The sequence below is a fragment of the Streptomyces sp. NPDC049687 genome, from assembly GCF_044465285.1.
Lineage (GTDB): Bacteria > Actinomycetota > Actinomycetes > Streptomycetales > Streptomycetaceae > Streptomyces.
On the sequence record NZ_JBITLN010000006.1, the window covers coordinates 448,481 to 465,396 of the forward strand.

The following is a 16,916-nucleotide window of genomic DNA, read 5'->3' on the forward strand; positions in this document are numbered from 1 at the left end:
GTAGGAGTGTCTCGGACAAGCGCCCGCCCCCCACCCGAACAGGCAGGTCGACGATGACGGACACCCAGAGCCGCCCGGGCGGCACGGCGGCGGACAGACCGCTCCAGGTGGAGACGCACGGCCTCGACGTCATCCGCGACACCGAACGCAAGGGCACGCCACGCACCCTCTTCTGGCCCTGGTTCGGTGCGAATGTCTCCATTCTCGGACTGAGCTACGGCGCCTTCGCACTCGGCTTCGGCATCTCCTTCCGGCAGGCCCTGGCCGCCGGTGTCATCGGCATCGTCTTCTCCTTCCTGCTCTGCGGGTTCGTCGCCGTCGCCGGGAAACGCGGCTCCGCGCCGACGATGGTCCTCAGCCGCGCCGCCTACGGTGTACGCGGCAACCGCCTGCCGTCCGCGCTCTCCTGGATACTCACGGTCGGCTGGGAGACGGTCCTCGTCGCCCTCGCCGCCATGGCCACGGCCACCGTCTTCGACCGCCTCGGCTGGGGCGGCGGCACCGGGACCAAGGTCGTCGCACTGGTCCTGGTCGGCGCCCTGACCGTCATGGGCGGCGTCATGGGCTTCGACCTGATCATGCGCCTGCAGACCGTGATCACCGCGGTCACGGGGGTCCTCACCCTTGTCTACGTCGGACTCGTCGCCGACCACGTCCACTGGAGCGCCGTCAGCGCGATCCCGGCAGGCTCCGCCCAGGAGTTCGTCGGCGCCCTGGTGTTCATGATGACCGGCTTCGGCCTCGGCTGGGTCAACGCCGCCGCCGACTACTCCCGCTACCTGCCCCGCTCCTCCGCCGGCGCGGGCGTGATCGGCTGGACCGCCTTCGGCGCCTCCGTCGCCCCGCTGCTCCTGCTCGTCTTCGGCCTGCTGCTCGCCGGCTCCTCCGAGGACCTCTCCACCGCCGTCGCCGCCGACCCGATCGGCGCGCTGACGACACTCCTGCCGACCTGGTTCCTCGTGCCGTTCGCCGTGGTCGCCGTGCTCGGCCTGGTCGGCGGCGCCGTCCTCGACATCTACTCCTCGGGCCTGGCGCTGCTCTCGGCGGGCCTGCGCGTTCCGCGTCCGCTCGCCGCGCTCGTCGACGGGATCCTGATGATCGCGGGCTCCGTCTACATCGTCTTCTTCGCCGACGACTTCCTCGGCCCGTTCATGGGCTTCCTCACCACGCTCGGTGTCCCCATCGCCGCCTGGTGCGGCATCATGCTCGCCGACCTCGCCCTGCGCCGCCGCGACTACGCCGAGGCCGACCTCTACCGGCCCGACGGCCGCTACGGCGACGTACCGGCGCTCCCGCTCCTGCTCACCCTCGCCGCCACCGCCCTCGGCTGGGGCCTGGTCACCAACGCCTCCGCCGACTGGCTGACCTGGCAGGGCTACCTCCTCGGCCCCTTCGGACTCGGCGGCAAGTCCGGCTCCTGGGCCTACGCCAACCTCGGCGTCCTCGCCGCCCTCGCCCTCGGCTTCCTCGGCACCCTCACCCTGGGCCGCAACCGCGTCCGTGCCCAGGAACACACGGCATGATCGGCCACCTCGCCGTCATCGACATGCAGCACGTGTTCGCTGACCCCGACAGCCCCTGGGCGGCCCCCCGCTACACCGAGGCGGCGGCAGGAGTACGACGCCTGCTGCCGGCCTTCGCCGGACACGTCACCTTCACCCGCTTTCTGGCCCCCGAGCGGCCGACCGGAGCCTGGCGTGCCTACTACGACCGGTGGCCGTTCGCCGTGCGGCCGCCCGAAGACCCCCTCTGGCGGCTCACAGACCAGTTCGCCCCGCTCGCCGGCGACATCCTGGACGCGACCACCTTCGGCAAGTGGACCCCCGAGCTCGCCGCCCGCGCCGCCCCCTCGGGCCGGCTGGTGCTGGCCGGCGTCAGTACCGACTGCTGCGTGCTGTCGACGGCTCTTGCGGCCGCCGACGCGGGCACCGAGGTCCTGGTCGTCGCCGACGCCTGCGCGGGATCGGACGACGCCTCCCACACCAGGGCCCTGCAGGTGATGGACCTGTACCGGCCCCTGGTGACCGTCACCACCGTCGACGAAGTGCTCGGCGGAGGGGATTGATCCGTGCCCGGCCGGGGTACGCGAGGCCGGACCGCGCCCGGACGGATCTCGTTCGGGGCGGACCGTACGACCGCACCCACGAGGGGACCTGCCATGGAGACTCCCGCCCACGACCGCAAGGCCAACCCCGCCCAGTGGGCGCTGGACGCGCTGGCCCGGGACACCGAGGACACGGCGGCACTGGACACGCTCGCGCACTGCGACGTGCTCGTGCCGGTGCCCGACGACGCCACCGACGAGGATGTGACCAACCCCGCCACGGTGGCCCTGCCGGTACTGGACAACCCCGGCGGCGCACCCGTCGTACCGGTGTTCACGTCCGAACCCGAGATGGCCGGGCTGCTGCCCGGGATCGACCGTTACCGGCTGGTGCCCCTCGGCGCGCTCGCCGCCCAGTGGCCGACCGACGAGCTGTCGCTCTCCATCGACGCGGCCGGCGACCACCCGCTCACCCTCACTTCGGAAGGGGTACGCACCCTGCTGGCCCGCTGAACAGACGCATCGGAGGCTCTTGCCGGGATTTGAGGATCCCGCGCGGATCGAACGCCGCCTTCAGACGCCGCCGGGGAGCGTGGGCCGCGGGGAGCGTGGGCCCTGGGCCCAGCTCCTCGGCCACCCACGGCCGCTCCGGCACGGCCACCTCGTGCTCACCGGTGAGCGTGCCGCCGTGATGCGAGCGGGTCGGCGGTCGCGGGCCCCCGACGGTGTCACCCCGTGCCCCGACCTGCCCGCCGTCACCCCGCGGGCGGTGTTCGGGTCGGTGCGCGAACTGCTGCGCTGAGAGCACACCCCGCCCGGAGCGTGTGATCCAGAATGACCGCATGATCTGGCTCTCCGGCGTGGCCGGCGGACTCGTGCTCGCGCTGGTCCTCGGCAGTATCCTGCGCACCCTTGTCGTGCCGCGCGGCCTGTACTCCGTGGTCGTGTACCGGCTGTGGGCGACCCTGCGCCGCCTGCTGCACCTCGCGGCCCTCCGACGGGGCTACGAGGCCATCGACCGCCTGCAGACCTGGCTCGCCCCGCTGACGCTCGTCGGCATGCTGGCGACCTGGCTCGGCGGCGCCCTGATCGGCTACGGCCTCCTGCTGTACGCGCTGTCCCCGCTCGACTGGACCACCTCGTTCCGGGAGGCCGGCTCCAGCCTCTTCACCCTCGGCTTCGCCAGTGGCGCCCGCCTCAGACTGACCGGCCTCGACTTCGCCGCCGCGGTCACCGGACCGGTCGTCATCGCCCTGCAGATCGCCTACCTCCCCACGCTCTACGCCGCCTACAACCGCCGTGAGCTGGAGGTCACTCTGCTGCAGTCGCGGGCCGGCGAGCCCGCCTGGGGCCCGGAGATCCTCGCCAGGCAGTGGCTCGTCGACACCGAGACCGCGCTGCCCGAGCTGTACCGGGGCTGGGAGCGGCTGGCCTCGGACATGGGGGAGAGCCACGCGACGTACCCCGTGCTGCTGGCGTTCCGCTCCCCGCGCCCCTACCGCAGCTGGCTGGTCGGACTCATCGCGGTGATGGACGCGGCGGCCATGCAGCTCGCGCTCTCACCGCACTCCGCCCCGCCGGAGGCCCGGCTCGTGCTGCGCGCCGGGTTCACCGCCCTGCGCGACATCGCCCGCTCGATCCGCTTTCCCTTCGACCCCGACCCCTCACCGGACACCGCCATCCGTCTCACCTACGTCGAGTTCGACGCGGCGGTGTCGATGCTGGAGTCCGCCGGCTTCCAGGCCGAACGCGGCACCGAGGAGGCCTGGCCGCACTTCCGTGGCTGGCGGGTCAACTACGAGGCCGTCGGGTACGAACTCTGCCGCCGCTGCGACGCGGTCCCCGCCCTCTGGACGGGCCCCCGCGACTTCCCCTCCACCCCGATCCCGCCCCGGCGCCCGGCCGACCGCAGACCGGGGGAGAGGGAGGAGTGAGGGGCACCAGGGCTGAAGGTCAGCTGGCCTGAGGAGCCGCAGGAACGAGGAGCCCAGGGAGCGGGCCCCCCAGCCGCAGCACCGGGAGCCGCACCGCATCCGTTCAAGGCCTGGGTCCGCCCAGCATCCGCTCCAGCACCCCCCGCTGCAGCGGCAGTACCTCGGAGTGCAGGTCGCGGCCCTTGCGGGTGAGGGTGACGTACACCCCGCGCCGGTCCTCCATGCAGAGGGCGCGCTCCACCAGGCCGTCCTTCTCCAGCCGGCCGATGAGGCGGGACAGGGCGCTCTGGCTGAGGTGCACCCGTCCCACGAGGTCCTGCACCCGGCACTGGTCGCCCTGCCGGGGCGTCTCGGCGGCGAGGAGGTCGAGCACTTCGAAGTCACTGGCGCCGAGGCCGTGCGGATGCAGCGCACGGTCGATCTCGCACATGGTGCGCGCGTGCACCGACAGGATGTCCCGCCACCGTTCCTCGAGGCGCGCCCCGGCTGTCTTCGCTGCCATACCCGCACGGTAACACCGTCACCGCATTTTATTGAGGGTGCAATTAGTGCGGGTGCAAGCAGTCGCTCAGGAAGGGTCCTGGAGCAGCCCCACCAGGTTGCCGTCCGTGTCCTTCACGAAGGCGATCAGCCGGCCCCCGCCGACGTCCTGTGCGTCCTGGAGCAGTTCCGCGCCCGCCGCCAGCAGCGCCGCGAGCCGCTCGCGCAGATCCGTGACGTGCCAGTACGGAACCGGGCCGGTCATGCCCTTGGCGTGCCCGTTCGGGTCGAGGCCGACGTCCTGGCCGGCGGCCTTGAAGCCGACGTAGTAGGGCTCGTCCGCGTACGGCTCGACCTCCAGCAGCGCTCTGAACACGGCCTTCGCCCGGTCGAGGTCCTTGACGGGGTAGATGATCGTCTGCAGTCCGGCAGTCATGGCTGGTCACTCCTCGCTGGTGCGTGCCGCCGACGGGATCGTCGGCGTCGGTGGTTTCACGCTAGGCCGAGGACCAGTCAGGACGCTTCTCGAATCCTGACCGAATCGTGGTGCGGGCACGGAAACGGGGCCGGTCGTCGTGACCGGCCCCGCTCGCGATCCGTCAGGTCGACTCCCGCTTCACCAGCTCCGTCGGCAGGATCACCGCCGCGGGATCCTCACCGCCTATCTGGGCGAGCAGCACGCGTACCATCTCGGCGCTGATGCGGTCGTAGGGCTGACGGATCGTGGTGAGGGCGGGGGTGGCCTCCGTCGCCGCGACGGAGTCGTCGAAGCCGCCCACGGACACGTCCTCCGGAACCCGCCGGCCCGCCTGGTGCAGCGCGGTCAGGGCGCCCTGGGCCATGAGGTCGGACGCCACGAACACGGCGTCCATGTCCGGAGCCTGCGCCAGCAGCCGTTCGGCGCCCGCCTTGCCGCTGGCCCGGCTGTAGTCGCCGGAGACGATGAGCCGCTCGTCGACCTCGATGCCCGCTTCCGTGAGCACCTCCTTGTATCCGGCGAGGCGATCGACCCCGCCCGGGGTGTCCAGCGGGCCGCTCACGACGCCGATACGGCGGCGGCCCAGCGACAACAGGTGGCGCACCATGTCACGGGCGCCGTCCCGGTCGTCCGCGGCCACGTAGCTCACCTTGGAGCGGAGCCCCATCGGCTTGCCGCACTGGACGAGAGGCACCCCCGCCTCGCGCAGTTCCTCCGCCACCGGGTCCCCGGAGTGGCTGGAGACCAGCAGTACCCCGTCGACGTGCCCGGCCGTGATGTACCGCGCGATGCGCCGCCTCTCGTCCTTCGTACCCGCCAGCATCAGCAGCAGCGGGATGTCGTGCGCCGCAAGGGCCTGGGTGCAACCGCTCAGCAGGACATTGAAGTTGGGGTCCTCGAAGAACCGCTCCTGGGGCTCTGTCAGCAGGAAGCCCACGGAGTCCGAACGGCCGGTGATCAGGGAGCGGGCGTGCCGGTTCACGACGTAACCCGTCCTGCGGATGGCGGCGTTGACCGCCTCCGCCGCGGCCGGGCTGACGTAGTGCCCGCCGTTGAGCACACGAGAGACGGTGCCTCGTGAGACCCCTGCCTCCCGTGCCACGTCGTGGATCGTCGGCGGTTTGCGCCGGCCCCCCGCACCATTGCTCATGGTCATGACTTTACGGCCCCGGACAGGAGATCCAGACTCCAGAACCGCTGAATGACCAGGAACAGCGCCACCAGCGGGATCACCGCCAGGAACGCGCCCGTGATCACCAGCGTGTACAGCGCCGGCTGGTTCGAGCCCTGCTCGAGGAGGGTGAACAGACCCAGCGTGATCGGGAACTTCTCGTCGTCGCTGAGCATGATGTACGGCAGCAGGAAGTTGTTCCACACCGCCACGAACTGGAACAGGAACACCGTCACCAGTCCCGGCACCATCATCGGCAGCGCGATCCGGATGAAGATTCGCCACTCGCTCGCCCCGTCCATCCGGCCCGCCTCCACCACGTCACCGGGCACGGCCGCGGCCGCGTAGATGCGCGAGAGGTAGACGCCGTAGGGGGAGAGGATCTGCGGCAGCAGCACGGACCAGTAGGAGTCCGTGAGATCGGCCTTCGCCAGCAGCAGGTACTGCGGGATGGCCAGGATGATCGGCGGCATCAGCACGCCCGCGAGCAGGATGTTGAAGATCGACTCACGGCCGCGGAAGCGGTAGGTCGCCAGCGCGTAGCCGCTGAACGCCGACACGCACGTCGACAGCAGTGCGCCGAGACCGGCGTACAGGGCGGAGTTGCCCATCCACTTCCAGTAGACGCCGTCACGGTAGGAATTGAGGTCCTTGATGTTGTCGGCGAAGCCCGTGCCCGGCAGGAAGGTGAACGTGGAGAACAGCTCATGCCCGGACTTGGTGGACGCGATCACCACCCACGCCACGGGGAGGAGGCAGTAGAGCGCGCCCAGCAGCAGCGTGATCGTCGGGACCAGCGCGATCCGGTTGCGCAGCGGCGGACGGCCCTGCGCGGCGCCGGTCGCGCCGGCCGCCGACGGCACCTTCTGTACGGCAAGAGAACTCATCCCGCTGCCTCCTGCCTGTTGCGACGGTTCGCGGCCCGCAGGAAGCCGAAGGACAGCACCAGCGTGGCGAGGGCGATGATCACGGCCTCGGCGGCCGCCTGGTAGATGTCGCCGGTGCCGAAGGCGTCCCGGTACACCTTCATCAGCGGACTCCAGGTGGTGGACACGGAGTTGGTGAGCGGCTTCAGCGTGGTCGGCTCGTTGAACACCTGCAGCGTCGCGATGATCGAGAAGAAGAAGGTCAGCACCAGCGAGGGGGCCACCATCGGAATCTTGATCCGCAGCGCGATCTGCAGCGGGGTGGCGCCGTCCAGCTTCGCCGCCTCGTACACCTCGGCCGGGATAGCCTGCAGCGAGGTGTAGATGACGATCATGTTGAAGCCGGTGCCGCCCCAGACCGCGATGTTGGAGAGGGCGAGATACAGCGGACCGCCGTCCAGCAGATCCGGCTGCGGCAGGCCCAGCTTCCCCAGCACGAAGTAGAAGGGGCTGACGTCCGGCAGGTACAGGAAGCCCCACAGCAGCGCCGCCACCACGCCGGGGATGGCGTACGGCAGGAAGATCGCGAGCCGGGTGAACGGAGCGAGCCGCACCTTCTCGGAGTCCAGCATCAGCGCGAACAGCAGGGCCAGCCCCAGCATCAACGGGACGACGATGCAGCCGTAGCCGAGGACGCGCAGGGCGCCGTCGAGCAACTCGTTGTCCGTGAAGGCGTCGGTGTAGTTCTCGATGCCGGCCCAGACTTCCTTCCGGGCCCCCGCGCCCAGGCCGAGCCCGGACACGCGCACCTTGTGGAAGCTGAGCCAGACCGCGTACCCGATGGGCAGCGCGAAGAACAGGGCGAAGAGGATCGTCGCGGGAAGGAGGAAGGCGTACGGGGCCCCCTTGACCCCGTACGGCCTCCGGCGTGCGCTGGTCACTCGGAGACCTCGAAGCCCTGCTTCTTGAGGTCGGCGACGGTGTCCGCCTGCATCTTGTCCAGGGCGGCGGAGAAGTCGGACTTGTCCTTCGCGGCGGCGCCGAACGCGTCCTTGAAGGTCGTGTAGGCGACGTTCACGTTCGGGCCCCAGGCCGAGGGCGCCGTCGTTTTCGCGATCTTGGCGGCCAGGGTGTAGAACTCCGGCTGCGTGGAGAAGTAGTCCGGCGGGTTGGTGAAGGCGCCGCTGGTCTGGGCGTTCGTGGCCGCCGGGTAGATGCCGCTCTCCTTGGCCAGCGCCTGCAGGGCCTCGCCGTCGGTGTTCAGCCAGGCGGCGAACTTGGCGGCGGCCTCCTTGTGCCGGGAATCCGTCGTCACAGCGGTGGAGGAGCCGCCCCAGCTCCCGGTGACGTCCTCGCCGGCCGACCACTGGGGGAGCGGGGCCATGGCCCACTTGCCCTTGGTGTCGGGCGCGGCCGTGGTCAGCGTGCCCGGCGCCCACACGGCCGAGACCCACGCGATCTGCTTGCCGGTGTTCAGCGCCTTGTTCCAGGCGGGGGTGTACATCGGCTGGTTGTCGATGGCGCCCTCCTTGACGAGGCCGCCCCAGAAGTCGGCGACCTTCTTGGTGGCCGTGTCGTCGATGCCGACCTTCCACTTGTCGCCGGAGGTGGTCCACCACCGGGCGCCGGCCTGCTGGGCCAGGCCCGCGAAGAGACCGGAGTCGTTGGCGGAGAACGTCGTGAGGTCGGTGTCCGGCGCCTTCTTCTTCAGCGCGCGGGCGGTCTCGGCGAACTCGTCCCAGGTGGTGGGGACCGTCAGGTCGTACTTCTTGAAGAGGTCGGCGCGGTAGTAGAACATCATCGGGCCGATGTCCTGCGGCACCGCGTACACCGCGTCCGTGCCGAGCGTCGTCTGCTGCCAGACGCCGTCGGCGAACTTGCCCTTCGCGTCCCCGACGTTCTTCGCTATGTCCGCCAGCGCGTCATTGCTGACCAGCGTCGGCAGCGCCTGGTACTCGGCCTGGACCAGGTCCGGCGCCTTGCCCGCCTTGTGCGCGGTGAGGATCTTCGTGACCAGCGTGTCGCCGGACGCCTGCTTCTTCACCGTGACCGTGATCCGGTCCTTCTCGCCCTGGCCCTTGTTCCAGAGGTCGACGACCTTGTCCATGCCGGGCGTCCAGGTCCAGTACGTCAGCGAGACCGGACCGGACTCGGTACCGCTGTCCTTGTCGGACGAGCCGCAGGCGGCGAGTGCGGTGGCGCCGAGCGTGACGGCGATGGCGGAAGCCACGAGGCGACGGTGCTTCGTGATGGGCATGGATCTCTCCCCTGACCTGGGTCCCCGCCGGATGCGGGAACCTGCCATGCGAATGGCACGACCTGGGTCCCCACCCGTCGCGAGGCCCTGTCATGCTCTCTGTGAGCGTTCACAGTAGAGAAACATCCCGGACACTTGTCAATGGTTGTTGCTGTGCGGTTATGTTGGGCCTCGAACGCCGCCGCTGTGTGTGCACGTTCCCAAATGATCGACAAAACGGGAGACATCCATGCCGGAGACCACCCCCAGGGGCCTGGCCAGGCTCGCCTTCGGTGGGGACTACAACCCCGAGCAGTGGCCGGAAAGCGTCTGGCAGGACGACGTCCGGCTGATGCGGGAGGCCGGCGTCACCATGGTGAGCGTCGGGATCTTCTCCTGGGCCCTCCTCGAGCCCTCACCCGGGGACTACGACTTCGGCTGGCTGGACCGGATCATCGACCTGCTGCACGACAACGGCATCCGCGTCGACCTGGGCACCCCCACCGTCGTCCCGCCGGTCTGGTTCTACCGTGCCCACCCCGACGCCCTGCCCATGACGCCCGAGGGCGTGCGCTACGAGTTCGGCTCCCGCGGCGCCATCTGTCACAGCAACGCGGACTACCGCGCGGCGGCGGCCACCATCACCACCAGGCTCGCAGAGCGCTACGGCGACCACCCGGCGCTCGCGATGTGGCACGTGCACAACGAGTACGGCGTCCCCGTCTCGGCCTGCTACTGCGACTCCTGCGCCGCCCACTTCCGCCGCTGGCTGGAGACCACGTACGGCACGGTCGACGCGGTGAACGAGGCCTGGGGCACCGCCTTCTGGGGCCAGCGCTACGCGAGCTTCGAGGACGTCAACCCGCCGCGCGCCACCCCGACCGTCGGCAACCCGGGCCAGGCCCTGGACTACAAGCGGTTCGCCGACGCCACCATGCGCGAGAACTTCCGCATGGAGCGGGACATCCTGCACCGCCTCGCGCCGGGCGTCCCGGTGACGACCAACTTCATGACGGCGCTCAGCCAGTGCGACTCCGTCGACTACTGGGCATGGGGCCGCGAGGTCGACATCGTCACCAACGACCACTACCTGATCACCGACGGCCGCCGCACCCACGTCAACCTGGCGATGGCCGCCGATCTGACCCGCTCGGTGGCGGGCGGCGCCCCCTGGATCCTCCTCGAACACTCCACCTCGGGCATCAACTGGCAGCAGCGCAACCCCGCCAAGGCACCCGGCCAGATGGCCCGCAACTCCCTCGGCCATGTGGCCCGCGGCTCCGAGGGCGCGATGTTCTTCCAGTGGCGGCAGTCCCGGCGCGGCGCCGAGAAGTTCCACTCGGCGATGGTCCCGCACGGCGGTACCGAGACGCGCGTGTGGCGCGAGGTGGTGGAGCTGGGCGCCTCCCTCGAATCCCTCGCCACCGTCCGCGGCACCCGCACCCAGGCCGACGCGGCCGTGCTGTGGGACTGGCACTCCTGGTGGGCGCAGAACCTCGCCTGGCGCCCCAGCGAGGACCACGACCCGCGCGAGCGCGCCGACGCCTTCTACGAGGCCCTCTACGACCGCCACCTCACCGTCGACTTCGCACACCCCGAGTCCGACCTGTCGCAGTACCCGCTGGTCGTGGTCCCCGCCCTGTACCTGATGACGGAGGCGGCCGGGAACAACGTCAAGGAGTACGTGGAGAACGGCGGCACTCTCGTGGTCTCGTTCTTCTCCGGGATCGTGGACGAGCACGACTCCGTCCACGAGGGCGCCTACCCGGGCGCGCTGCGGGACGTCCTCGGCCTGACCGTGGAGGAGTTCTCGCCCCTGCTCCAGGGCGAGAGCGTGCGCCTGACCGGGCCCGACGGCTCCGAGCTCGGCGGCGACGTGTGGACCGAGTTCGTGGTCCCGCGCGGCGCCGACACCGTCTGGACCTACGCCGACGGCCTCACCGCGGGACACCCCGCCGTCACCCGGCACCGTCTCGGCGAGGGCACCGCCTGGTACGTCTCCACCCGCCTCGGCCACCAGGGCCTGGACGCCCTGCTCGGCTGGGCCGCCGACGACGCGAACCTCGCCCCGCGCGCGGACCTGCCCCGCGACGTCGAGGTCGTACGCCGCTCCGGCGAGACGGGCAGCTACCTCTTCGCCATCAACCACACCGCCACCGACGCCAAGGTGCCGCTGGACACGTCCGGCACCGAGCTGCTGACGGGCGAACGCGCCGCCGGCCGCCTCGCGGTCCCGGCGGGAGCCGTCCGGGTCGTCCGACTCGACGGCTGAGCCGACTCCCTCTCCGCCCGTGGAGCCGCGAGCCGCGGGCGGAGGGGGTCTTCCCTCGCGAGGGAACCTCACCCCATCCATGTCGAAGGGACGACGGACGACGATGTTCCATCCCAGACGCACCCTCAGGGCCCTGCTGCTGCCGCTCCTGGCCGGGCTCGCCCTCACCGCCCTGCCCGCGGGGACCGCCCAGGCGGCCTCCACGCTCACCAACGGCGGCTTCGAGTCCGACGGCACCGGCACCGCCACCCCCACCGGCTGGTCGACGTACTCGGCGGCCGGGCAGAACTCAGCCTCCTTCACCGAGTCCGGCGGCCACGGCGGCAGTTACCGCCTCACCCACTGGGCGTCCACGGCCTACAAGGTGGAGACGTACCAGTATCTGTCCGGTCTGACCAACGGGAACCACACGCTCACCGCCTGGGTCCGTTCCGGCGGCGGCCAGAACTCCGCCTACATAGCCCTGAAGAACTGCGGCAGTTCGGAACAGCGCACCGACCTGCCGGTGTCCACCAGCAGCTGGGTCCGCATCGTCACGTCGATCAATGTGACGAACAACCAGTGCACGATCAGCGTCAACAGTGACGCGAAGGCCGGCAACTGGATCAATGTCGACGACCTGACCTTCACATCGGGCTCGACCGGCCTGGCCGTCAAGGGTGCCGACATCTCGTCCCTCGCCAAGAGCGAGGCCCTCGGTGGCGTCTACAGGACCAGCTCCGGCTCCACCGGAGACGCGGTCACCATCCTGAAGAACGCCGGCATGAACTACGCGCGCCTGAAGGTCTGGGTCAACCCCGCCGACGGCTACAACAACAAGACGCGCGTGCTGGCCATGGCCAAGCGGATCAAGGCCGCCGGCATGAAGCTGCTGGTCGACTTCCACTACTCGGACACCTGGGCCGACCCTGGCAAACAGACCAAGCCCGCCGCCTGGTCCGGCCACTCCTACAGCCAGCTGAAGACGGACGTCTACAACCACACGTACGACGTCCTCAACGCCCTGAAGTCCCAGGGCACCACGGCCGACATGGTCCAGGTCGGCAACGAGATCAACGGCGGCATGCTGTGGTCCGAGGGCTCGACCGACAACTGGTCGCAGCTCGCCGGTCTCATCAACGCCGGCTACAGCGCGGTGAAGGCGGTCTCCACCGGCACGCAGGTCGCGCTGCACCTGGCCAACGCCGGTGACGACTCCACGGTCCGCTGGTGGTTCGACAGCGCCAAGACGTACGGCATCAACTACGACGTGATCGGCCTGTCGTACTACGGCTACTGGCACGGCTCACTGGCCGCCGCCCAGACCACCCTCGACGACGTGGCCTCGCGGTACGGCAAACCGGTCTTCATCGCCGAGACGGCCTACCCCTTCCGTCTCGACAGCGACGACTCGCTCGTCAACCAGATCGACACCACCGGTGAGCTGGTCTCCGGCTACCCGGCCAGTGCGGCCGGCCAGCTGGCCTGGATGAACGCCGTCGCGAACATCGTGGAGGCGGTTCCGAACGGCCGCGGACTCGGCGTCTTCTACTGGGAGGCGACCTGGACGGCCGTCAGCGGCAACGGCTGGGACCCGACCGACGCCACCTCCGGCAACGGCTGGGAGAACCAGGCCCTGTTCGGCTACGACGACAAGGCCCTGTCCTCGATGGCGTGGTTCAGCCACCGCTGATCCACCGGACGCGTCACAGCGGGGCCCGACCGCACACGCGACCGGGCCCCGTCGCACGCGGGCACCCTCCGACGGCAGCTCCCCTCGGTTCGATCCCGGCCAAGGCTCCCGGAGTGCGGGACACGGCACCCCCGACTGCGGAACAGTGGAGGACGCGGTACGAGGAGGCCGGACGGAGGGGTGACGATGCCGACGATTCCCGTTGGTGAGAGGCGACTGGACATCCTGGAGTGGCTCAAGGAACCGGCCCGGCACTTCCCGCCCCAGCGACACGGCGACCTCGTCGAGGACGGCGTCGACGCGGACGCGATCGCGGCGAAACTCGGCGTGCCCCGCCAGGTCGCCGACACCCACCTCAGCCTGCTCGCCGGCATCGGTCTGCTGCGCGCCAAGCGCATCCGGCGGCGCGTCCACTACCGGCGCGACGAGATCCGGATCGCCGAGGTGGCACGCATGTTCGAGAAGGGCTGGTGAGGGGCGGCGCAAGGGGCGCCTGAGCACGGCGCGCAGCGGGGTGGAAGCGAGGAGAACCGTTTCCGGAAAGCCCCGGCAAAAGACCACGGCCACGACCCACCGGCGATACCCCTGCCTGCGAGGATGGCTGCCTCCTTCAGGAAGGGCGGACCCCCATGGACCGTCGGACGGCCCTCGTCCCGATCAGGTACCTCACTCTCCCCGGAAACGGCCCCGAAGACGTCGTGGCCGACCCCAGAGGACGTGTGCTGACCGGGGTGGCCGACGGACGGATCCTGCGGATCGACGGTCTCGACGACCCCTCCTCGGCCCGCGTCGAGCACATCGGCGAGATCGGCGGCCGCCCCCTCGGACTCGAACTCCTCCCGGACGGCGACCTGCTGGTGTGCGACGCCGAGGGCGCCCTGCTGCGCCTCGACCCGGAGGGCGGCCCCGGGAACGTCCGCGTCCTGACCGAGTCGGCGGCGGGGGAGCGGCTGCGTTTCTGCAGCAACGTCGTCGCCCTGCCGGACGGCACGGTCTACTTCACCGTCTCCAGTCGGGTCCACCCGCTACGGGACTGGATGGGCGACATCGTCGAACACACCGGCACGGGACGGCTGTTGCGCCTCGCGCCGGGCGACCGCGAGGCCGAGGTCGTGCTGGAGGGCCTGCAGTTCGCCAACGGTCTGGTCCGCGGCGCCGACGACGCGTTCCTGGTCGTCGCCGAGACCGGCGCACGCCGCCTCACCCGCTTCCACCTCACGGGCCCCCGGGCCGGTGAGGCCGAACCCTTCGTCGAGAACCTGCCGGGCTTCCCGGACAACATGTGGCGCGGCGCCCCCGACGGGCCCGTCTGGATCGCCCTGGCCGGCCCGCGCGTCCCCCCGCTCGACCTCCTGCACCGCGCGGGCCCCGCCGTGCGCCGCCGCGCCGCCCGCCTGGCCCTGCGCGCCCCTTACCGCCCCTCGGGTACGACCGGGGTCCTCGCGGTCGACGACGACGGCCGGATCGTCGAACACCTCGCCCGCCACCGCTCCGGCTTCCGCATGGTGACCAGCGTCTGCGAGACCGGCGGCCGCCTGATCCTGGGCAGCCTGTGGGAGCGCGGCATCGCGGTCTGCGAGGCGCCCGTGACCAAGTGAGACGGCGTTACGCTGGTGCGCCATGACAGCTCCCGAGGCCCAGAGCCTCCGCACCAGCGCTCCACGGAGGGCCACCGGGACCGGACGGCTCCCGGTGGTCGCCGTGGTCGCCGTCGGCGGCGGGATCGGCGCCGCGGCCCGGTACGGGGCCTCGTTGGGGTGGCCCACACACAGCGGCGGCTTCCCCTGGACCGTCTTCTGGGTGAACGTCGTCGGCTGTGCCGTGATCGGTGTCTTTCTGGTGCTCGTCACCGAGGCCCTGACCGTCCACCGGCTGGTGCGGCCCTTCTTCGGCACCGGCGTCCTCGGCGGTTTCACCACCTTCTCGACGTACGCCGTCGACATCCAGCGACTGGTCGACGAGGGCCGCCCGGGCACCGCCCTGGCCTACCTGGCCGCGACGCTGTTCGCCGCCCTGGCGGCGGTGTGGCTCGCGGCGACGGCGACACGCCGGCTTCTCACGTGGAGGCAGCCATGACGAGACTGACCGGGAACGCCCTGCGCCTGACCGTCTTCGTCGGCGAGAACGACACCTGGCACCGCAAGCCGCTCTACACCGAGATCGTCCACCGCGCCCACGCGGCCGGTCTCGCCGGAGCCAGCGTCTTCCACGGCGTCGAGGGCTTCGGCGCCTCCTCCCTGATCCACACCTCGCGACTGCTCTCCCTCAGCGAGGACCTGCCCGTCGCCGTCGTCATCGTCGACACGGAGGAGCGGGTGCGCGACTTCCTGCCACACCTCGACGAACTGGTCACGGAGGGGCTGGTCGTGCTCGACGAGTGCCAGGTCATCCGGTACGTCGGCCGTGGCCAGAACCAGGGCGAACCGGACGCGAAGGGTAAGAAGTCGTTGTGAACTGGCTGGTGGTCGTCGCGGGCGGGATGATCGGCGCCCCCCTTCGCTATCTGACCGACCTCGCTGTGCAGTCCCGGCACGACTCGGTCTTCCCCTGGGGCACCTTCCTCGTCAACATCACCGGCAGCCTGATCCTGGGCACCCTCACCGGGGCCGCCGACGTCGGCCCCGACCTGCGGTTGTTCCTGGGCACGGGCCTGTGCGGGGCGCTGACGACGTACTCGACCTTCTCGTACGAGACGCTGCGGCTGACCGAGACCGGCGCCGGCCTCTACGCCCTCTTCAACGCCGTCGGGAGCGTGGTGGCCGGTGTCGGCGCCGCGTTCGCCGGTGTGGCCATAGGCCAGGCGGTGTGGCCCTAGCCGGTCCGCCGCGCCCCCGATTTCCAGGCCTCGCCTGGTAGGACTGTCCACCGCAGTTGTCGACTCACCCAGAACTGGATTCCATGAGCGCCATCTCCGTCGGCCAAGCCGTCGTCCTCGGAGCCGTAGAGGGAGTGACCGAGTTCCTCCCCGTCTCCTCCACCGGCCATCTCAAGATCACCGAGGGCCTGATGAGTATCCCGGTGGACGACGACGCCGTCGTCGGATTCTCGGCCGTGATCCAGGTCGGGGCGATCGCCGCCGTGCTGGTGTACTTCCGCAAGGACATCGCGCGGATCGTCTCGGCCTGGTTCCGGGGGCTGCGCAGGCGCGAGGAGCGCGTGCACCACGACTACAAGTTCGCCTGGTGGGTGATCTACGCGACGATCCCGATCGTGGCCGTCGGCCTCGCCGCCAAGAAGCTCATCGAGGGCCCGCTGGCCTCCCTCTGGGTGGTCGCCGGCTCGCTGATCGTCGGCAGCGGCGTGATGTGGGCGGCCGACCAGATGGGCCGGCACAAGCGCGGCGAGGACGACACCTCCTTCAAGGACGCGATGCTGGTCGGCAGCTCCCAGATCCTCGCGCTGCTCTTCCCCGGCTTCTCCCGCTCCGGCGCCACCATGTCCACCGCGCTCATCCTCGACCTGGACCGTGTCGCGGCCACCCGCCTCTCCTTCTTCCTCGGCATCCCGGCGCTGACCGGAGCCGGCCTGTACGAGCTCAAGGACGCCCTCGGCACGGGGGCGGGGGCGGCCCCGCTGGCGGTCGGGACCGTCGTCTCGTTCGTCGTGGCGTACGCCTCCATCGCCTGGCTGCTGAAGTTCGTCGCCAAGCACTCCTTCAATGCCTTCGTGATCTACCGGATCGCCGTCGGCGTGCTGCTGTTCGGGCTGCTCGGCAGCGGTGTACTGAGCGGCTGAGCGTCTTTCTCCCCCTGCCCACGGGCGG

20 protein-coding genes are annotated in these 16,916 nt (G+C 70.5%); 13 read left to right on the forward strand and 7 right to left on the reverse strand.

Annotation, left to right across the window (positions count from 1 at the left end):
* Positions 1 to 53 precede the first annotated feature (53 nt).
* From ACIBVL_RS21405 to ACIBVL_RS21415, 3 genes are all read left to right on the forward strand, one after another.
* Complete coding sequence (locus ACIBVL_RS21405) at positions 54 to 1,523, forward strand: purine-cytosine permease family protein (RefSeq protein ID WP_399098804.1); 1,470 nt, start codon at positions 54 to 56, stop codon at positions 1,521 to 1,523.
* Positions 1,520 to 2,065, forward strand: a complete 546-nt coding sequence (locus ACIBVL_RS21410; protein ID WP_399098805.1) for a cysteine hydrolase family protein — start codon at positions 1,520 to 1,522, stop codon at positions 2,063 to 2,065. Before ACIBVL_RS21405 ends, ACIBVL_RS21410 begins: the two co-directional genes overlap by 4 nt.
* Positions 2,066 to 2,158: 93 nt before the next feature.
* Positions 2,159 to 2,557: an SseB family protein gene (locus ACIBVL_RS21415; RefSeq protein ID WP_399098806.1), complete on the forward strand. Its 399-nt coding sequence runs from the start codon at positions 2,159 to 2,161 to the stop codon at positions 2,555 to 2,557.
* Here the strand turns inward: ACIBVL_RS21415 and ACIBVL_RS21420 are convergent.
* Complete coding sequence (locus ACIBVL_RS21420) at positions 2,520 to 2,705, reverse strand: hypothetical protein (RefSeq protein ID WP_399098883.1); 186 nt, start codon at positions 2,703 to 2,705, stop codon at positions 2,520 to 2,522. The two genes, ACIBVL_RS21415 and ACIBVL_RS21420, sit on opposite strands and share 38 nt — an antisense overlap.
* Between ACIBVL_RS21420 and ACIBVL_RS21425 the strand changes: the two genes are divergently transcribed.
* Positions 2,637 to 2,846 carry a hypothetical protein gene (locus ACIBVL_RS21425; protein WP_399098889.1) on the forward strand — a complete coding sequence of 70 codons (210 nt, stop codon included), beginning with the start codon at positions 2,637 to 2,639 and terminating at the stop codon, positions 2,844 to 2,846. The genes ACIBVL_RS21420 and ACIBVL_RS21425 overlap by 69 nt on opposite strands.
* A 40-nt stretch (positions 2,847 to 2,886) precedes the next feature.
* Positions 2,887 to 3,978 (forward strand): hypothetical protein, encoded by a 1,092-nt coding sequence (locus ACIBVL_RS21430; RefSeq protein WP_399098807.1) that lies wholly within the window; start codon positions 2,887 to 2,889, stop codon positions 3,976 to 3,978.
* A 103-nt stretch (positions 3,979 to 4,081) separates the two neighbouring features.
* Here ACIBVL_RS21430 and ACIBVL_RS21435 read toward each other — a convergent pair whose 3' ends face one another.
* From ACIBVL_RS21435 to ACIBVL_RS21460, 6 genes are all read right to left on the reverse strand, one after another.
* Positions 4,082 to 4,480, reverse strand: coding sequence for a MarR family winged helix-turn-helix transcriptional regulator (locus ACIBVL_RS21435; protein WP_399098808.1), 399 nt, complete (start codon positions 4,478 to 4,480; stop codon positions 4,082 to 4,084).
* Positions 4,481 to 4,546: 66 nt separating this feature from the next.
* Positions 4,547 to 4,894 carry a VOC family protein gene (locus ACIBVL_RS21440; RefSeq protein WP_399098809.1) on the reverse strand — a complete coding sequence of 116 codons (348 nt, stop codon included), beginning with the start codon at positions 4,892 to 4,894 and terminating at the stop codon, positions 4,547 to 4,549.
* A gap of 163 nt (positions 4,895 to 5,057) precedes the next feature.
* Complete coding sequence (locus ACIBVL_RS21445; protein ID WP_399098810.1) at positions 5,058 to 6,092, reverse strand: LacI family DNA-binding transcriptional regulator; 1,035 nt, start codon at positions 6,090 to 6,092, stop codon at positions 5,058 to 5,060.
* Positions 6,089 to 6,994 (reverse strand): carbohydrate ABC transporter permease, encoded by a 906-nt coding sequence (locus ACIBVL_RS21450; protein ID WP_399098811.1) that lies wholly within the window; start codon positions 6,992 to 6,994, stop codon positions 6,089 to 6,091. Before ACIBVL_RS21450 ends, ACIBVL_RS21445 begins: the two co-directional genes overlap by 4 nt.
* Positions 6,991 to 7,914: a carbohydrate ABC transporter permease gene (locus tag ACIBVL_RS21455; RefSeq protein WP_399098812.1), complete on the reverse strand. Its 924-nt coding sequence runs from the start codon at positions 7,912 to 7,914 to the stop codon at positions 6,991 to 6,993. Before ACIBVL_RS21455 ends, ACIBVL_RS21450 begins: the two co-directional genes overlap by 4 nt.
* Positions 7,911 to 9,230: an ABC transporter substrate-binding protein gene (locus ACIBVL_RS21460; protein ID WP_399098813.1), complete on the reverse strand. Its 1,320-nt coding sequence runs from the start codon at positions 9,228 to 9,230 to the stop codon at positions 7,911 to 7,913. The genes ACIBVL_RS21455 and ACIBVL_RS21460 overlap by 4 nt, the downstream gene beginning before the upstream one ends.
* 229 nt (positions 9,231 to 9,459) lie before the next feature.
* Here ACIBVL_RS21460 and ACIBVL_RS21465 point away from each other — a divergent pair, with 229 nt between their 5' ends.
* From ACIBVL_RS21465 to ACIBVL_RS21500, 8 genes are all read left to right on the forward strand, one after another.
* On the forward strand, positions 9,460 to 11,481 hold the full coding sequence (locus tag ACIBVL_RS21465; protein ID WP_399098814.1) for a beta-galactosidase: 2,022 nt from the start codon (positions 9,460 to 9,462) through the stop codon (positions 11,479 to 11,481).
* A gap of 103 nt (positions 11,482 to 11,584) precedes the next feature.
* A complete protein-coding gene (locus tag ACIBVL_RS21470) occupies positions 11,585 to 13,153 on the forward strand; it encodes an arabinogalactan endo-beta-1,4-galactanase (protein ID WP_399098884.1) in 1,569 nt (522 codons plus the stop codon).
* 186 nt (positions 13,154 to 13,339) lie between these two features.
* Entirely contained in the window at positions 13,340 to 13,627 is a 288-nt protein-coding gene (locus ACIBVL_RS21475; protein ID WP_399098815.1) for an ArsR family transcriptional regulator, read from the forward strand.
* Between the two features lie 155 nt (positions 13,628 to 13,782).
* The gene (locus ACIBVL_RS21480; protein ID WP_399098816.1) at positions 13,783 to 14,751 is read left to right on the forward strand and encodes an SMP-30/gluconolactonase/LRE family protein; all 969 of its coding nucleotides are present in this window, start codon (positions 13,783 to 13,785) and stop codon (positions 14,749 to 14,751) included.
* A gap of 22 nt (positions 14,752 to 14,773) precedes the next feature.
* Positions 14,774 to 15,229 carry a fluoride efflux transporter CrcB gene (gene crcB / locus ACIBVL_RS21485; protein WP_399098817.1) on the forward strand — a complete coding sequence of 152 codons (456 nt, stop codon included), beginning with the start codon at positions 14,774 to 14,776 and terminating at the stop codon, positions 15,227 to 15,229.
* Positions 15,226 to 15,606: a DUF190 domain-containing protein gene (locus tag ACIBVL_RS21490; protein WP_399098818.1), complete on the forward strand. Its 381-nt coding sequence runs from the start codon at positions 15,226 to 15,228 to the stop codon at positions 15,604 to 15,606. Before crcB (ACIBVL_RS21485) ends, ACIBVL_RS21490 begins: the two co-directional genes overlap by 4 nt.
* Positions 15,603 to 15,968 carry a fluoride efflux transporter CrcB gene (gene crcB, locus ACIBVL_RS21495; RefSeq protein ID WP_399098819.1) on the forward strand — a complete coding sequence of 122 codons (366 nt, stop codon included), beginning with the start codon at positions 15,603 to 15,605 and terminating at the stop codon, positions 15,966 to 15,968. The genes ACIBVL_RS21490 and crcB (ACIBVL_RS21495) overlap by 4 nt, the downstream gene beginning before the upstream one ends.
* An 83-nt stretch (positions 15,969 to 16,051) precedes the next feature.
* Positions 16,052 to 16,888, forward strand: coding sequence for an undecaprenyl-diphosphate phosphatase (locus ACIBVL_RS21500; protein ID WP_399098820.1), 837 nt, complete (start codon positions 16,052 to 16,054; stop codon positions 16,886 to 16,888).
* Positions 16,889 to 16,916 lie beyond the last annotated feature (28 nt).

What these genes read in the sequence shown, in the direction of transcription:
- ACIBVL_RS21405 (WP_399098804.1), top strand. Translation starts at nt 54, where the DNA reads ATGACGGACACCCAGAGCCGCCCGGGCGGCACGGCGGCGGACAGACCG.
- ACIBVL_RS21410 (WP_399098805.1), top strand. Translation starts at nt 1,520, where the DNA reads ATGATCGGCCACCTCGCCGTCATCGACATGCAGCACGTGTTCGCTGAC.
- ACIBVL_RS21415 (WP_399098806.1), top strand. Translation starts at nt 2,159, where the DNA reads ATGGAGACTCCCGCCCACGACCGCAAGGCCAACCCCGCCCAGTGGGCG.
- ACIBVL_RS21430 (WP_399098807.1), top strand. Translation starts at nt 2,887, where the DNA reads ATGATCTGGCTCTCCGGCGTGGCCGGCGGACTCGTGCTCGCGCTGGTC.
- ACIBVL_RS21435 (WP_399098808.1), bottom strand. Translation starts at nt 4,480, where the DNA reads ATGGCAGCGAAGACAGCCGGGGCGCGCCTCGAGGAACGGTGGCGGGAC.
- ACIBVL_RS21440 (WP_399098809.1), bottom strand. Translation starts at nt 4,894, where the DNA reads ATGACTGCCGGACTGCAGACGATCATCTACCCCGTCAAGGACCTCGAC.
- ACIBVL_RS21445 (WP_399098810.1), bottom strand. Translation starts at nt 6,092, where the DNA reads ATGACCATGAGCAATGGTGCGGGGGGCCGGCGCAAACCGCCGACGATC.
- ACIBVL_RS21450 (WP_399098811.1), bottom strand. Translation starts at nt 6,994, where the DNA reads ATGAGTTCTCTTGCCGTACAGAAGGTGCCGTCGGCGGCCGGCGCGACC.
- ACIBVL_RS21460 (WP_399098813.1), bottom strand. Translation starts at nt 9,230, where the DNA reads ATGCCCATCACGAAGCACCGTCGCCTCGTGGCTTCCGCCATCGCCGTC.
- ACIBVL_RS21465 (WP_399098814.1), top strand. Translation starts at nt 9,460, where the DNA reads ATGCCGGAGACCACCCCCAGGGGCCTGGCCAGGCTCGCCTTCGGTGGG.
- ACIBVL_RS21470 (WP_399098884.1), top strand. Translation starts at nt 11,585, where the DNA reads ATGTTCCATCCCAGACGCACCCTCAGGGCCCTGCTGCTGCCGCTCCTG.
- ACIBVL_RS21475 (WP_399098815.1), top strand. Translation starts at nt 13,340, where the DNA reads ATGCCGACGATTCCCGTTGGTGAGAGGCGACTGGACATCCTGGAGTGG.
- ACIBVL_RS21480 (WP_399098816.1), top strand. Translation starts at nt 13,783, where the DNA reads ATGGACCGTCGGACGGCCCTCGTCCCGATCAGGTACCTCACTCTCCCC.
- crcB (WP_399098817.1), top strand. Translation starts at nt 14,774, where the DNA reads ATGACAGCTCCCGAGGCCCAGAGCCTCCGCACCAGCGCTCCACGGAGG.
- ACIBVL_RS21490 (WP_399098818.1), top strand. Translation starts at nt 15,226, where the DNA reads ATGACGAGACTGACCGGGAACGCCCTGCGCCTGACCGTCTTCGTCGGC.
- ACIBVL_RS21500 (WP_399098820.1), top strand. Translation starts at nt 16,052, where the DNA reads ATGAGCGCCATCTCCGTCGGCCAAGCCGTCGTCCTCGGAGCCGTAGAG.